A 14,682-nucleotide genomic window follows, 5' to 3' on the forward strand; every position below is an offset into this window, starting at 1 on the left:
CACGATCACCACCTCCGGTTGTCGTCGGGGTGCCGGTGTTCCGGGCGGGTCACCGGCAGGACAGCGGTGCTGTCGTCGTCCCTGCGGCCGTACGACGGAGGCGGTTGCTGGTGGCGCGGTGCCGCGGAACGCTGCGGGTCATCGCCCCTGCGTGCGGAGCGCTGCGGCGGGAGGATCACGGTGTCGGCGTCGACGGGCTGCCGCGCGACCCTCTGCGGTTCCACCCGGGGCAACACCACCGTCTCCGCCTCCACCCGGGGCAGCACCACGGTCTCCGCGTCGACAGGCCGCCGTCGCTCGGGCGGTCGGGCCGGCGGGTGCGCGACGGGCGGGACCGCCGGCGCCTGTCGCACCTCGACGGCGGGCGCAACGGGCGCCGGCGGCAGCGGGTCCAGGTGGTTCCCGTACGCGACGAAGACCGCGAGACACATCGTCGCGCCCGTGTACTCCCAGGCTTCGATGACGAGGAACGCAGCCGAGAGGCCGGTCAGGACGGCGAGATGGGAAACGGCGGACGGGAGCGTTGAGGCGTACCGCCAGAGTCGGACGAGCAGGTATCCGATCCCGGCGATCAGCACCACCATCATCGGCAGCCCGTACTGGAGGGCGACGCTGACGAAGTAGTTGTCGACGAAGACCTGCCCGCCGGAGGCGGCTCGCGACACCGTCGCCGCTCCGGCGGCACCGATGCCACGGCCCCAGAGCGGAAGGTCACCGTCGAGCAGCCCCGACCACACCTCGAAACGCTGGAAGAGGCTGCGCGCACCGGTCGCGCCGACGGCCACGAAACCGACAGTCACGCACGCCACGACACCGAGCCCGACGAGGCGGGCGCGGCGACGAGCGGCGGCGCCGCCGGAACGGTTGCCCACGGCGGCGGCGATGACCCCGCCGACGACGAGCAGCGCACCGGAACGGGACGTGCTGAGCGCGAGGCAGACAACCGCCGAGACCGCGCCGACGTGCCACGACCAGCGGGTGGGCCGGGCGCCGGAGGTCAGCCAGAGCGCCACGTAACCGAGCAGGAACGCGCCGGCGAGGATGCCCAGCTCGGCGTTGACCTCGGTGAGGCCGGGAGCCCGGAACGTGTCGCCGATGTAGCGGATCGCCCGGCCATCTTCGAAACCCCACTGGACGAGCTGCTGCGGCCCGATGATCAGCTCTGCGACGGTGGCGACGCCGTTGGCCATCAGCAGCCAGGCGGCGACTGTCACGATCCGGGTCATCCCTGGCGCGCCAAGGCCCAGCAGGGCCAGCAGGAGAAGGAACGGCAGCACTGTGAGCCGGAGCCCGGACAGGGTCTGCCCCGGCCCGTGGTGCGCGATGCCGATCAGGCTCCAGACGCCCAGCACCAGAAGGCCCACGCCGACGCCGACGACCTGCCGGCGGCTCCAGCCACCACGCAGCACGCAGCGCAGGGCGTGCACGCCGGCTATCGCCGCTGCGGACAACCCGAGGGCGTACTCGCGACCGCCGAAGGCGTCACCGACAATCCCCTCCACGCCGGCGAGGCGCAGACCCAGCGGCGCGTTCAGCACGACGAGGACGTACGCGAGGCCCGGCAGTGGAAACACCGCGAGCGCGGCGAACACGACGACGAAGGCCGGCAGGAGCGGCGGGGCACCGGCGAGCAGGCACACCACTGTGGCCACCGGCACGGCGGCAACCGCGCCGAGCAGGACCCGCACCGTACGCCAGCGGATCGGGCCCGGCGACCGCACCGCGCGCCGACCGGCCGTCATCGTCTTGTTGCCGGGACTCGTCGCCGTCCCGCGTCGTCCGCGCGCAGCGCGGTGTAAGCGTCGACAACAGCGTCGACGTGCCGGTCCCAGTTCAGCTCGCGCCCGTCCCGGGCCGCGGCAGCCGCGATCGTGTCGTAGTCGGCAGGCGGCATGCTGGCGGCCCGACGCAGGGTCTCGGTCAGCTCCGCGCGCGTCCGGAAGATCCGCAGGGATTCGTCCGATGCCATCGGCGGCCGGGCCACCTCGCTGGAGATGATCGGGCGGCCGGCCCGCAGCGCCTCGACGCACGAGATCGGGAAGTTCTCGGCCCACTGGCTGGGGAAGACGAGCCAGCCGGCCCGCGCCATCGCTGCCTGCTTGCCCGCCGCGTCGAGAAAGCCCAGGTATTCGAGGCCGGGCAGTTCCCGCGCCGCCGCCTCGACGTCGGCCCGGCGTGGGCCGTCCCCGCCGATGAGCAGTGTGGCGCCGTCCTGGCCGGCCACCTCCCGCCACGCGGCCAGCAGCAGGTCGATGCCCTTGTGCTCACTGAGCGCACCGAGGAACAGGAACACCGCAGGGTTGCCGGCCGGCCAGGACACCGGGCCGCCGGTCTCCGGCACGGCGAGCGGTACGACAGTCCCGCCCAGCGTGGACCCCTGCGGAAGGTGCCGCTGGGCGATGTCCCGGGTACGCGCGGCCGGCCACAGCAGCGAGACCCCGCGCAGTTGCCGGACCAGCCACGCCGACCGGGCTCGCAGCAGGCGGTCGGTCAGGTCTGACCTGCCCTGGTTGGCGAGACTGTTGTTCGGGTCGGCTACGGCGTAGTCGTGGACCGTGTGGCAGGTCGGCCACGTTCTGGCGATCCGGGCCAGCGGCAGGACGCCCAGGCCCTGCCAGTTGTGCACGTGCACCACGTCCGGGGCGAAGTCGCGCAGGGCGTTCAGGCGCAGGCCGGTCGGGTCGGCCAGGTCACCGAGATGGGTGAGGACCTTGCCGAGCCTCGGGTCGGCGCCGCCCAGGCGGGCCGAGATCCTCGTGTCGACGGGCGCGTCGGTGGGCAGGCTGTGCGGCGACGGGCGGCTGAACACCTGCACCTCGTGACCGCGGTCGACGAGCGCGGCGGAGAGGTCCCGCACGTACTGCTCCGCGCCGCCGCGGATCGCGAACGACGAGTGGACCATGGCGATCCGCACTGCTCAGGCCTGCTTTCCGGTCGTCTGGGACAGGGCACGACCGTCCTGGTCGGCGTCGAGCAGGTGCGCCAGGTGAGCGGTCGCGTCGCGCCAGGAACGCCCGGCGGCACCCGCCCTCGGTCGAGGACCTCCCACGGCCTCGCCCACCGCCCGGACCAGCGCCGCCGCCGTCCAGGTCGTCATCCGTTCGGCCCGACCGTCGGTCGCCTCCAGCAGGGCGGGGTCCGGTGAGATGACTGTGGGTGTGCCCAACCGGAGCGCCTCGGCGGCCGGCAGCCCGTACCCCTCGAAGTGACTCGGCATCAGGAACGCGGCGGCGTTGGCGACGGCCGCCGCGTAGTCGGCGTCGGAGAGCCTGTCGAGCAGCACCACCCGGTCGGCCGCCGGGGACGCCGCCACGGCGTCGGTGAACCGGTCGATGCGCTGACCGCCGGTGAGCACCGCGAGCACCAGGTCGGGAAGGTCGGCCAGAGCCTCGACGGCCAGCTCGACCCCCTTGTGGGCCGCGTGGCCGGCGACCAGGAGGTACTGGCGCACCCCGCCGGTGCGGGCCGCGAGTTCCGGCGGAAGCGCACCGGGTACGACGTCCACGTCGCTGCCCGGATACCAGACGGTGGCCCGGTTCTCCGGCACGCCGTAGAGCCCCAGGAGGTCGTGGCGGGTACGGGCGCTGACGCAGAGCAACTGCCGGGACCTGTTGATCGCCGTCGCGTAGCTGGCCCGCCGGTACTGCCGCACCGACGTCGACAGGTCGTGCGGCCAGAGCCGGAAGGCGAGATCGTGGACGACCGTGGTGACCGGCAGTTGGCTGCCGACCATGGCGACCGATGGGCTCAGGGAGAGCACCTGCGCACCCGCCGGCTCCTGCCGGGCCTCACCGGTGACCCGACGCAGGGTCGTGGTGGCGGACGCGACGGCCCGGGCCCGGTCGCCGGCCTGCCGGCTGACCACCGCCACCTCGGCGGCGGCCCCGGCGGGCACCTCCCACGTCGGGGGTACGGCGACGAGCCGCAGCCGCTGCCCGGCCGGCCAGTGCCGCACGACCTCGGTGAGGACGCGGGTGATGCCGCCCGGACCGACACCGCTGCAGTCGACGATGGTGTCAGCGGGTCTCATGCGCGATCCACTCGCCCATCTCGTGCTGGAACCGCTGCGGTGAGAAGGCCATCGCGTGTTTGCGGATGCGCGCCGCGTCGAGTTCGCCGACACGGCGTACGGCGGCGGCGTGGTCGGCCGGTCGCATCGAGCCGATCAGGAAGCCCGTCTCGCCGTTGACGACAGTCTCCAGCAGGCCGCCGGTGTTCAGACCGATCACCGGCGTTCCGCACGCCTGCGCCTCCACCGGGATGATGCCGAAGTCCTCGTGTGCCGGGAACAGCAGCGCGCGGGCGCCCGCGTAAAGCTCCCGCAGCCGCTCCCGGGAGGGCCGCACCTCGAAGGTCACCGGCACCCCGACGGTGGCGGCGAGCCGGCGCAGCCTCGCCTCCTCCGGCCCGGAACCGGCCACGACAAGGGGCAGTCCCGACTCGGCGGCGATCTCGATCATCAGGTCGAAGTTCTTGTACGGGATCCAGCGCCCCACACCCAGCAGGTAGTCACGGGCGGGTTGGACCGGGGCCTCGGCGAAGTACTCGACGTCGACGGGCGGGTGGATCACGACGGCGTCACGCTTCCAGAACCGCTGGATCCGCGCCTGCACCTCGCGGGAGTTCGCGGCGTACGCCTGCACGTGCCGGCTGAGCCGGACGTCGACAGACTGGAGCGCCTTGCGGGGGCCGCTGAGCAGCGCGCCCGAGCCCCGACCGTCGAAGTCAGGGCTCCAGACATAGCGTGCCGGCGAGTGCACGTAGCTCAGGTGCCGGGTCCGTTCCGGCGGGCCGAGCCGCACGGTGTGGGCGAACGCGTGGCTGGACGAGATGACCACGTCGTAGCGCTCGTCGCCGACTGTCCGCCAGGCCAGGGGCATGAGGGGCAGCGCGAGGGCCTTGCTGCGGCGCAACGGCGTCTTGGCCAGCCACGTCTCGTGCAGACCGAGGCGGTCCACCTCGACGTCCCGGTCCGCCCAGAGCACGATGCGGCGCGCGTGCGGCACAAGGTCCGCGATGGCGAGGAACACGTTCTCCGATCCGCCTGTGGCGCCGAACCACTCGTGGACGACCGCCACGGAGCGGTCGGCGAGCAGCGGCGTCGACGCCGGGGGCGGCACGGTCGGCTGGACGTTGTCCAACGAGGTCATCGTTCCTCACTCATGTCAACGGTCGGCTCGCCGGGCGTACCTCCGGTGCCGGTGTCAGCTGTTGCGGCGCCACAGGTCCCGCAGCGCGTCCCAGTTGCCCGCGATGCCGGCCTCGCACAGGGTTTCGACGTAGAAGGCGCCGTTGACGTCGTCGCGGTCCCACCACACGCCGCACACGGTCCGGCCGTCCCCGCCCTTGAAGGCGTACTCGACGTAGCTGCCGGGTGCGCCGGTCACGCCGCCCGTCGTCCGGGTGGCCTCGCGCAGCCCCGGCGCCAGCGCGCCGCCGGCCAGGTTGAGCTGCTGACGGTACGCACGCGCCGCGTCCTTCTCCGCCTTCGCGGGGTACAGCGCGAAGTGCACGGAGGCTCCGCCGTACCGGCAGAAGACGTGGCGTCGCTCGTCGGCCGGCAGCGGCGGACCGCCGACCTCGGTGTCGACGGCGCACCCTCCCGCGGCGGCCAGCCAGGGCTCTGCAAGCGGCGCGAGGTCGCCGTCGAACTTGGTCTTGTTGATGGAGAACTGCGTCGCCTCGAACGGTGCGAGCGAGGCGTTCGGCGCCGGCGCTTCGGGCTCGTCGTCGGAACGGTTGACGCCGCCGACGAAGAACCCGGCGGTGCCGGCGGCCAGGACGAGCACCACGGCGGCGACAGCGAGGAGCCACTTGGGCCGCTGCGGGGGCCGCTGCACGGGCGCGATCCGCCGACCCGTACCGCCGAACGGATCCTGCGAGGGCGACTGCGGCGGCAGGCCGTCGGATGCGGACGCGGAAGCGGATGCCGAGCTGTAGGTCGCGGGACCGTAGGTCACAGGGGCCGGGCTCTGGGTCGCCGGTGCCGGGCTGTGGGTCGCGGGTGCGGGGCTCTGCGACGGTACGGGTGAGCCGGGCGCACCCGAGACGGGCTGCGACGGGCTGGACACCGGCTGCCCGGAGACCGGGTTGGTGTGCACCGCCCAGGGAAGTTGCGGCATGTGCGCCACCAACTCGGGCGCACCGGAGACCGGCGCTCCGCTGGCCTGCTGCGGCACACCGGAAACCGGCGGGGCCGAGGCAGGCGGTGCTGAGGCAGGTGCCGCCGAGGTGGGCGGCGCCGACATGGGTGGCGCGGAGACCGGCAGGTCGGGCACCGGCTGGTAGGCCATGCCGAGGCTCTGGAAGAGGCGCTGCGGCGCGTTCCCCTCCTCGGCCCGGTAGGCCACCCACGGGTGGGCGGCGGTCAGGTTGGCGTGCGCGTATCGGTGACCGCCGGCGGCCTGCGCCAGCGCGTTCGCGGCGTTGCCGAAGGCCACCCGCCAGCGCTCGTCGGACGCGGCGACGCCGTCGAGCACGGCCACCGTGGCGAACTGGCCCTGCCCGTCGACTGCGGCCCACGCCTTGCCAACCTGGCAGGCGCCCAACATGTGGGTGTACCTGTACGGGTTCTCCGGCTGCATGCCACTCCTCCGCTCGACCGCCGTGCGGATCCTACAGAGGTGGTGCCATCGCAGCGTCCCGCCGGTCGGCGGTGCGACAGGTGAGGGCCCGGCGGGCAGCCCAGCCACCCCTTGCCCTCTGAAAGTTTTCATGCATAGAGTCGCGGTGTGAATGAGACAGGGGTCGAGGCGTCGGTGGAGCAGGTGCTCGACCTGTTCGACGGGGTGCGGCTCACCCCGACCCAGCGCCGCATCGCGCACTGTCTCGTACAGCACGGCCCGGCGGTGGCGTACCTGTCCGCGGCGGAGGTCGCCGAGCTGGCCGGGGTCAGCCAGCCGTCGGTGACCCGGTTCGCCGTCGCGCTCGGCCACGACGGCTACCCGGCGCTGCGCCGCCGGCTGCGAGGCCTCACCACTGCCAGACCCGGTGGTCCGGCGGACGCCGGAAACGAACTCCAGCAGGCGGTACGCGCCGAGATGGGCAACCTGGACCGGCTGGCCGGTCAACTCGCCGACCGGGACCGGATCGCCGAGACCGGCAGGCTGCTCGCGGCCAGCCGCCCACTGCCGGTGCTCGGCCTGCGTGCCGCCGCACCGCTTGCCGCGTACTTCGCCTACTTCGCCGCCAAGGTGCACCCGGACGTGCGGGTCCTCGACGACGGCGGCAGCCTGCTGACCGACCGCCTCGAACAGGCCGCCGAGGCCGGCGCTTCGGCGGTGCTGGCCTTCGTGCTGCCCCGCTACCCCCGCGAGACCCTTGACGCGCTGCGCGACGCGCGGGCCACCGGCCTGACCGTCGTGGCGATCACCGACTCGCCGGTCAGCCCCGCCACCGAGCACGCCGACGTGGTGCTGCCCGCCGCCGTCGGCGCCCAACTCGTCTTCGACCTGCACACCGCCCCGATGACCCTGGCCATGGTGCTGTTGCAGGCGATCTGCGACGCCGCGCCGGCCGACACGCAGCGCCGGCTGGAAGCGTTCGAAGCCTCGGCGGCCCGCCGTCAGTTGTTCCTCGGATGACCGGAGGAGACCAGAGATGACAGAGCCGATCCGTGCCGCACGGGGCAGTCAGCTGACCGCCCGTGGGTGGCAGCAGGAGGCCGCACTGCGGATGCTCATGAACAATCTCGACCCCGAGGTGGCCGAACGCCCCGACGACCTCGTGGTGTACGGCGGCACCGGCAAGGCGGCGCGGGACTGGCCGTCGTACCACGCGCTGGTCCGCACACTCACCGACCTGCGCGAGGACGAGACGATGCTCGTGCAGTCGGGCCGGCCGGTGGGCGTGCTGCGCACCCACGAGTGGGCGCCCCGGGTGCTGCTGGCCAACTCCAACCTGGTCGGCGACTGGGCGACCTGGCCGGAGTTCCGTCGCCTCGAACACCTCGGCCTCACCATGTACGGGCAGATGACTGCCGGCTCGTGGATCTACATCGGCACCCAGGGCATCCTCCAGGGCACGTACGAGACGTTCGCCGCGGTGGCCGCCAAGAGATTCGGGAGCACCCTCGCGGGCACGCTGACGCTCACCGCAGGCTGCGGCGGGATGGGCGGGGCGCAGCCCCTCGCGGTCACCATGAACGGCGGCGTCTGCCTGATCGTGGACGTGGACCGCACCCGCCTCGACCGCCGGGTGCACGACCGCTACCTGGACGAGGTCGCCGACTCGCTGGACGACGCGGTGCAGCGGGTGCTGGCCGCGAAGCGGGACCGGCAGGCGCTCTCCGTGGGCGTGGTGGGCAACGCCGCCGAGGTCTTCCCCGAGCTGCTCAGCCGGGGCGTCGAGATCGACATCGTGACCGACCAGACAAGCGCCCACGACCCGCTGTCGTACCTGCCGGTGGGAGTGGATCTGGCCGATGCCCGCGACTACGCGACGGCGAAGCCCGCCGAGTTCACCGACCGGGCGCGGGCGTCGATGGCGCGGCACGTCGAGGCGATGGTCGGCTTCCTCGACGCCGGCGCCGAGGTCTTCGACTACGGCAACTCGATCCGTGGTGAGGCGCAGCTCGCCGGCTACCCGCGCGCCTTCGACTTTCCGGGCTTCGTGCCCGCGTACATCAGGCCGTTGTTCTGCGAAGGTAGGGGTCCGTTCCGGTGGGCGGCGCTGTCCGGCGACCCGGCCGACATCGCCGCCACCGACCGGGCGATCCTGGAGCTGTTCCCGGAGAACGAGTCCCTGGCACGGTGGATCCGGCTGGCCGGCGAACGTGTCGCGTTCCAGGGTCTGCCGGCGCGAATCTGCTGGCTCGGCTACGGCGAGCGCGACCGGGCCGGCGTGCGGTTCAACGAGATGGTCGCCTCCGGTGAACTCTCCGCCCCGGTGGTCATCGGTCGGGACCACCTGGACGCGGGCAGTGTGGCCAGCCCGTACCGGGAGACCGAGGCGATGGCCGACGGCTCCGACGCGATAGCCGACTGGCCGCTGCTCAACGCGCTCGTCAACACGGCAAGCGGGGCTTCCTGGGTGTCCATCCACCACGGCGGCGGGGTCGGCATCGGGCGGTCCATCCACGCCGGGCAGGTCTGCGTGGCCGACGGCACCGCGCTCGCGGGGCAGAAGATCGAGCGGGTGCTCACCAATGACCCGGCGATGGGCGTCATCCGGCACGTGGATGCCGGCTACGAAGGCGCCCGCGAGGTAGCCGACCGCACCGACATCCGCGTCCCGATGACCGAGCAGTAAGGAAGGGCACCTTGTTATCGGATTTTGTTGTAGAAGGGGCCCTTCCTAACAAGTTCCGCACCCTGTGGGACGAGCTCGCCCCGATCGGGCGGGACGCCGACAGCGGCGGTTACCTGCGCTACGCGCTGACCGAGCCGGAGCGGGAGCTGCGGGCCTGGTTCCGTGCACAGGCGCAGCAGCGAGGGATGCCGGTCACCGAGGACGGCAACGGCAACCTGTTCGCGCACTGGGGCGACCCGGAGGCCGCCGACGCGGTGCTGACCGGCAGCCACTTCGACTCGGTGCCGCACGGTGGGGCGTACGACGGGCCGCTCGGCATCGTCAGCGCCTTCCTCGCCGTGGACGAGCTGCGCGCCGCCGGCGTCACCCCGATCCGGCCACTGGTGCTGGCCGCGTTCGTGGAGGAGGAGGGGGCCCGCTTCGGCGTACCGTGCCTGGGGTCGCGTCTGCTCACCGGTGCAATGCCTGTCGATCGCGCGGCCGGGCTGCGCGACGCGGCCGGGGTGAGCTTCGCCGAGGCGCTCGGCGACCGGCCGGCGGGCGCCCGCCCGGAGCTGCTGGGCCGGTTCGGCGCGTTCGTGGAGCTACACGTCGAGCAGGGCCGCGCGCTCGTCGAGGCGGACGCGCCGGTAGCGGTGGCCAGCGCGATCTGGCCGCACGGCCGCTGGCGCTTCGACGTGACAGGCGAGGGCAACCACGCGGGTACGACACGGATGGCCGACCGCCGCGACCCGATGCTCACCTACGCGTTCACGGTGCTGGCGGCCAACAAGGAGGCCCGGTTGCGCGGCGCGCACGCCACTGTCGGCAGGGTCGCCGTCGAACCGAACGCCACGAACGCCATCCCGTCGAAGGTGACCGGCTGGCTGGACGCCCGCGCCGCCGACCCGCAGACCCTCGCCGACCTGGTCGAGGCCGTACAGGGCAAGCTCGCCGAGCGTGCCCGCCGCGACGGTACGGAGGTGACGGTCACCGAGGAGTCGGCCACAGCGCTTGTCGCCTTCGACGGTGGACTGGCCAGACGGCTGGCCACGCTGCTCGACGCGCCGGTGCTGCCCACCGGCGCGGGGCACGACGCGGGGGTGCTGGCCGCGCATCTGCCCACCGCGATGCTGTTCGTGCGCAACCCGAGCGGGGTGTCGCACTCCCCCGCAGAGGCCGCCACCGACGCCGACTGCGCCGCCGGGGTACGGGCGCTGGCCGACGTGTTGGAGGAGCTGACATGCCGCTGACAACGCAGACGATTCAGCTCCACAGGAGGCGAGGAGCATGACCACCTCCCGTTGGCTCGCCGAGTACGCCTGGCTGCCCGAGGACTCCGAGCCCACGCCCGAGGTGCTCATCGAGGTCGAGGACGGCCGGATCACCGCCGTCACACCGCTGCAGGGGTCCACCGGGCCGGAGGCCGGGGTGGAGGTGCTGCGGGACGCCACCCGGCTGCCCGGGTTGACAGTGCCCGGCCTGTCCAATGTGCACTCGCACGCCTTCCACCGCGCCCTGCGTGGGCGTACCCACGGCAGCCGGGGTGACTTCTGGAGCTGGCGCGACCGGATGTACGCCGTCGCCGACCGGCTCGACCCGGACACCTACCTGGCGCTGGCCCGCGCGGTCTACGCCGAGATGGCCCTGGCCGGGATCACCTGCGTCGGGGAGTTCCACTACCTGCACCACCGGCCCGACGGCGGCGCCTACGACGACCCGAACGAGATGGGCGCGGCACTTGTCGAGGCCGCCGCGCACGCCGGCATCCGGTTGACCCTGCTGGACACCTGCTACCTGACCTCCACAGTGAGTGGTCAGCCGCTCGCCGGACCGCAGCGCCGCTTCGGTGACGGTGACGCCGTCCGGTGGGCCGAGCGGGCCTCGGCGTTCCAGCCGACTGACTCCCACGCTCGCGTCGGCGCGGCCGTGCACTCGGTGCGGGCGGTCCCCGCCGACCAGCTGCGCACTGTCGCCGACTGGGCGCGAAGCCGGCACGCTCCGCTGCACGTACACCTGTCGGAGCAGTACGCCGAGAACGACGAGTGCCGGGTCGTGCACGGGCGCACACCCACCGCGCTGCTCGCCGAGCACGGCGTGCTCGGGCCGGACACCACCGCCGTACACGTCACCCACCCGACCGGCGCTGACCTGACACTGCTCGGCGACAACCGGACCGGGGTGTGCCTCTGCCCCACCACCGAACGGGACCTCGCCGACGGGATCGGCCCGGCCCGGCAGATGGCCGATGCGGGGCTCCGGCTCAGCCTGGGCAGCGACAGCCACGCGGTGGTCGACCTGTTCGAGGAGGCGCGCGCCGTGGAGCTTGACGAACGGCTGCGCACCCGCCGCCGCGGCCACTTCACCTCCGCCGAGCTGCTGGCGGCGGCCACCGCCACCGGCCATGCCGCGCTGGGCTGGGCCGACGCCGGGCGGATCGCCGTCGGCGCCCGCGCCGACCTGGTGACGGTCCGACTCGACAGCGCCCGCACGGCAGGGGTGCCGCCGGTGGGCGTGTTCTTCGCGGCGTCCGCCGCGGACGTCGACCAGGTGCTTGTGGACGGCCGGGTGGTGGTTGCCGAGGGCAGGCACCTCACCGTCGACGTACCGGCCGAGCTGTCGGCGTCGATCGAGGCGGTGACCCCGGCGTGAGCGCGAGCATGAGCAGCCTGCTTGTCGACAACATCGGGGAGCTGGTCACCAACGGCGTCGGCGAGGGTCCGCTGGGCATCCGCCGCAGGGCGGCAGTGCTGATCGAGGCGGGCCGGGTGGCCTGGGTCGGGCCTGCCGCGTACGCGCCGGCCGCCGACCGGCGGATCGACGCCGGCGGGGCGGCAGTGCTGCCCGGTTTCGTGGACAGCCACGCGCACCTGGTGTTCGCCGGTGACCGGGCCGCCGAGTTCGCCGCGCGGATGGCCGGCGAACGCTACACCGGCGGCGGCATCCGGACCACAGTCGGCGCGACCCGCGCCGCCAGCGACGACGACCTGCGGGCCACAGTGCGCCGGCTACGCGGGGAGGCGCTGCGCCAGGGCACCACCACCATGGAGATCAAGAGTGGGTACGGGCTGACGGTCGCCGACGAGGCACGCTCGCTGCGGATCGCCGCCGAGACCAGCACCGAGACCACGTTCCTCGGCGCTCATGTGGTGCCCGCCGAGTACGCCGACCGTCCCGACGACTATGTCGGGCTGGTCTGCGGGCCGATGCTTGCCGCCGCCGCACCGCACGCGAAGTGGATCGACGTGTTCTGCGAGCGGGGCGCCTTCGACGTCGACCACGCCCGCGCCATCCTCGCCTGCGGGCAGGCCGCCGGGCTTGGCGTACGGGTGCACGCCAACCAGCTCGGCCCCGGCCCCGGTGTCCAGCTCGGGGTGGAGCTGGGCGCGGCCAGCGTCGACCACTGCACCCACCTCAGCGACGACGACGTGGCAGCGCTGGCCGGCACCGCCAGCGACGACGGGTCCGGGACCCGCACTGTGGCGACCCTGCTGCCCGGTGCCGAGTTCTCCACCCGCTCGCCCTACCCGGACGCCCGCCGGCTGCTCGACGCCGGTGTCACAGTCGCGCTTGCCACCGACTGCAACCCCGGCACGTCGTACACCTCGTCGATGCCGTTCTGTGTGGCCCTCGCGGTCCGCGAGATGGGCATGACCCCGGCGGAGGCCGTCTGGGCCGCTACCGCCGGCGGGGCTCGGGCGCTGCGCCGCGACGACGTGGGTGTGCTCACCGCCGGCGCCCGGGCCGACCTGGTCGTCCTGGACGCGCCCTCGTACCTGCACCTGGCCTACCGGCCGGGTGTCCCACTGATCCGCCAGGTCCTGCTCAACGGAGTGCCGCAATGACGACCGTGACCATCCACCCCACCGGAATCTCCGCCGACGACGTCCTGGCCGTGGCCCGCGGCACCGCCACTGCCGTCCTCGACCCGGCCACCCGGGACGCGATGGCGACCAGCCGCGCGATCGTGGACGGCATCGAAGCCGCGGGAAGGCCCGTGTACGGCGTCTCCACCGGCTTCGGCGCGCTGGCCAACACGTTCGTCGCGCCGGAGCGGCGTGCCGAGCTTCAGCACGCGCTGATCCGCTCCCACGCCGCCGGGGTGGGCGCCCCGATGCCGCGTGAGGTCGTCCGCGCCATGATGCTGCTGCGCGTACGCTCGCTGGCCCTGGGCCGCTCCGGGGTCCGCCCGCTGATCGCCGAGGCGCTTGTCGACCTGCTCAACCACGACATCACCCCGTGGGTGCCCGAACACGGCTCGCTTGGCGCGTCCGGTGACCTGGCACCGCTGGCGCACTGCGCGCTCGTGCTGCTCGGCGAGGGCTGGGTGCTCGGCCCGGCCGGTGAACGGCAGGACGCGGCAGAGGCGCTTACCGCCGCCGGGCTCAAGCCGATCGAGCTTGCCGCCAAGGAAGGGCTGGCGCTGATCAACGGCACCGACGGCATGCTCGGGATGCTGCTGCTTGCCATCCACGACGCGGCGCACCTGTTCGCCATGGCGGACGTGACGGCCGCGCTGGCCATCGAGGCGATGCTCGGTTCGGAGCGGCCGTTCCTGCCGGAGCTACACGCCATCCGGCCGCACCCCGGTCAGGCCGCGTCGGCCGCGAACATCCACCGCCTGCTCCAAGACTCCCGGGTGATGGACTCGCACCGCGACGACCTGGCACACGCGGTGCAGGACGCGTACTCGATGCGCTGCGCCCCGCAGGTGGCCGGCGCGGCCCGCGACACGCTGGACTTCGTCCGCACCGTCGCCGCCCGGGAGCTGGTGTCCGTCGTGGACAACCCGGTGGTGCTGCCGGACGGTCGTGTCGAGTCGACAGGCAACTTCCACGGAGCGCCCCTCGGCTTCGCTGCGGACTTCCTGGCCATCGCCGCCGCAGAGGTTGGCGCGATCGCCGAGCGGCGGGTGGACAGGCTGCTGGACGTCACCCGCTCGCGGGAACTGCCGGCGTTCCTCTCCCCCGACGCCGGCGTGAACTCCGGGCTGATGATCGCCCAGTACACGGCTGCCGGCATCGTCGCCGAGAACCGGCGGCTGGCGGCCCCCGCGTCGGTGGACTCGCTGCCCACGAGCGGCATGCAGGAGGACCACGTCTCGATGGGCTGGGCGGCGACAAAGAAGCTACGCACCGTGCTTGACAACCTCACCAGCCTGCTGGCCGTCGAGTTGCTGGCCGGCGTACGCGGGCTGCAACTGCGGGCGCCGCTGGTGCCGTCGCCGGCCGGCCGGGCCGCCGTGGCCGCGCTCGGCGGCGCGGCCGGCGAGCCCGGCCCGGACGTGTTCCTCGCCCCGGTACTGGAGGCCGCCCGCGCGGTGCTGGCCGGCCCGGAGCTGCGTGCCGCAATCGAACGGGAGGTCGGCCCACTGGGCTGACCTTCGCAGGCCGCTGTCGTCCGCCGCGGGTCAGGCGGCGGACGACAGCACATTTCACGGTTCGCTGTCATCCG

The 14,682-nt window shown here is 73.3% G+C and carries 11 protein-coding genes; 6 read left to right on the plus strand and 5 right to left on the minus strand.

Features of this window, described 5'->3' with window-relative positions; all coding sequences use genetic code 11:
* Positions 1-5 precede the first annotated feature (5 nt).
* Genes ADK66_RS14510 through ADK66_RS14530 form a run of 5 tightly spaced genes read right to left on the minus strand, consistent with a single transcriptional unit; the run spans position 6 to position 6,584 of the window.
* A complete protein-coding gene (locus ADK66_RS14510) occupies positions 6-1,742 on the minus strand; it encodes an O-antigen ligase (RefSeq protein WP_053655569.1) in 1,737 nt (578 codons plus the stop codon).
* Positions 1,739-2,914 carry a glycosyltransferase family 4 protein gene (locus ADK66_RS14515; protein WP_231640034.1) on the minus strand — a complete coding sequence of 392 codons (1,176 nt, stop codon included), beginning with the start codon at positions 2,912-2,914 and terminating at the stop codon, positions 1,739-1,741. Before ADK66_RS14515 ends, ADK66_RS14510 begins: the two co-directional genes overlap by 4 nt.
* 3 nt (positions 2,915-2,917) lie before the next feature.
* Positions 2,918-4,030 carry a glycosyltransferase gene (locus ADK66_RS14520; RefSeq protein WP_082377451.1) on the minus strand — a complete coding sequence of 371 codons (1,113 nt, stop codon included), beginning with the start codon at positions 4,028-4,030 and terminating at the stop codon, positions 2,918-2,920.
* A complete protein-coding gene (locus ADK66_RS14525) occupies positions 4,017-5,150 on the minus strand; it encodes a glycosyltransferase (protein WP_053655570.1) in 1,134 nt (377 codons plus the stop codon). The genes ADK66_RS14520 and ADK66_RS14525 overlap by 14 nt, the downstream gene beginning before the upstream one ends.
* 54 nt (positions 5,151-5,204) lie before the next feature.
* On the minus strand, positions 5,205-6,584 hold the full coding sequence (locus tag ADK66_RS14530; protein WP_053655571.1) for a hypothetical protein: 1,380 nt from the start codon (positions 6,582-6,584) through the stop codon (positions 5,205-5,207).
* A gap of 147 nt (positions 6,585-6,731) precedes the next feature.
* Here ADK66_RS14530 and ADK66_RS14535 point away from each other — a divergent pair, with 147 nt between their 5' ends.
* From ADK66_RS14535 to hutH, 6 genes are read left to right on the plus strand one after another with little or no spacing between them, the layout of a single operon-like run.
* Positions 6,732-7,583 (plus strand): MurR/RpiR family transcriptional regulator, encoded by an 852-nt coding sequence (locus tag ADK66_RS14535; RefSeq protein WP_053655572.1) that lies wholly within the window; start codon positions 6,732-6,734, stop codon positions 7,581-7,583.
* Positions 7,584-7,599: 16 nt separating this feature from the next.
* On the plus strand, positions 7,600-9,249 hold the full coding sequence (gene hutU, locus ADK66_RS14540) for a urocanate hydratase (RefSeq protein WP_053655573.1): 1,650 nt from the start codon (positions 7,600-7,602) through the stop codon (positions 9,247-9,249).
* Between the two features lie 11 nt (positions 9,250-9,260).
* A complete protein-coding gene (locus ADK66_RS14545) occupies positions 9,261-10,481 on the plus strand; it encodes an allantoate amidohydrolase (protein WP_053655574.1) in 1,221 nt (406 codons plus the stop codon).
* A 37-nt stretch (positions 10,482-10,518) separates the two neighbouring features.
* Entirely contained in the window at positions 10,519-11,880 is a 1,362-nt protein-coding gene (locus ADK66_RS14550; protein ID WP_053655575.1) for a formimidoylglutamate deiminase, read from the plus strand.
* Between the two features lie 8 nt (positions 11,881-11,888).
* On the plus strand, positions 11,889-13,073 hold the full coding sequence (gene hutI, locus ADK66_RS14555) for an imidazolonepropionase (RefSeq protein WP_053655576.1): 1,185 nt from the start codon (positions 11,889-11,891) through the stop codon (positions 13,071-13,073).
* Positions 13,070-14,608 (plus strand): histidine ammonia-lyase, encoded by a 1,539-nt coding sequence (gene hutH, locus ADK66_RS14560; protein WP_053655577.1) that lies wholly within the window; start codon positions 13,070-13,072, stop codon positions 14,606-14,608. Before hutI ends, hutH begins: the two co-directional genes overlap by 4 nt.
* Positions 14,609-14,682: the final 74 nt, after the last annotated feature.

It is taken from the genome of Micromonospora sp. NRRL B-16802 (genome assembly GCF_001279555.1).
GTDB classification, from domain to species: Bacteria; Actinomycetota; Actinomycetes; order Mycobacteriales; family Micromonosporaceae; genus Micromonospora; species Micromonospora profundi.

Bases quoted from the DNA above. Each gene is read 5' to 3' on its own strand.
- ADK66_RS14510 (WP_053655569.1), bottom strand. From the start codon at position 1,742: ATGACGGCCGGTCGGCGCGCGGTGCGGTCGCCGGGCCCGATCCGCTGG.
- ADK66_RS14520 (WP_082377451.1), bottom strand. From the start codon at position 4,030: ATGAGACCCGCTGACACCATCGTCGACTGCAGCGGTGTCGGTCCGGGC.
- ADK66_RS14525 (WP_053655570.1), bottom strand. From the start codon at position 5,150: ATGACCTCGTTGGACAACGTCCAGCCGACCGTGCCGCCCCCGGCGTCG.
- ADK66_RS14530 (WP_053655571.1), bottom strand. From the start codon at position 6,584: ATGCAGCCGGAGAACCCGTACAGGTACACCCACATGTTGGGCGCCTGC.
- hutU (WP_053655573.1), top strand. From the start codon at position 7,600: ATGACAGAGCCGATCCGTGCCGCACGGGGCAGTCAGCTGACCGCCCGT.
- ADK66_RS14550 (WP_053655575.1), top strand. From the start codon at position 10,519: ATGACCACCTCCCGTTGGCTCGCCGAGTACGCCTGGCTGCCCGAGGAC.
- hutI (WP_053655576.1), top strand. From the start codon at position 11,889: ATGAGCAGCCTGCTTGTCGACAACATCGGGGAGCTGGTCACCAACGGC.
- hutH (WP_053655577.1), top strand. From the start codon at position 13,070: ATGACGACCGTGACCATCCACCCCACCGGAATCTCCGCCGACGACGTC.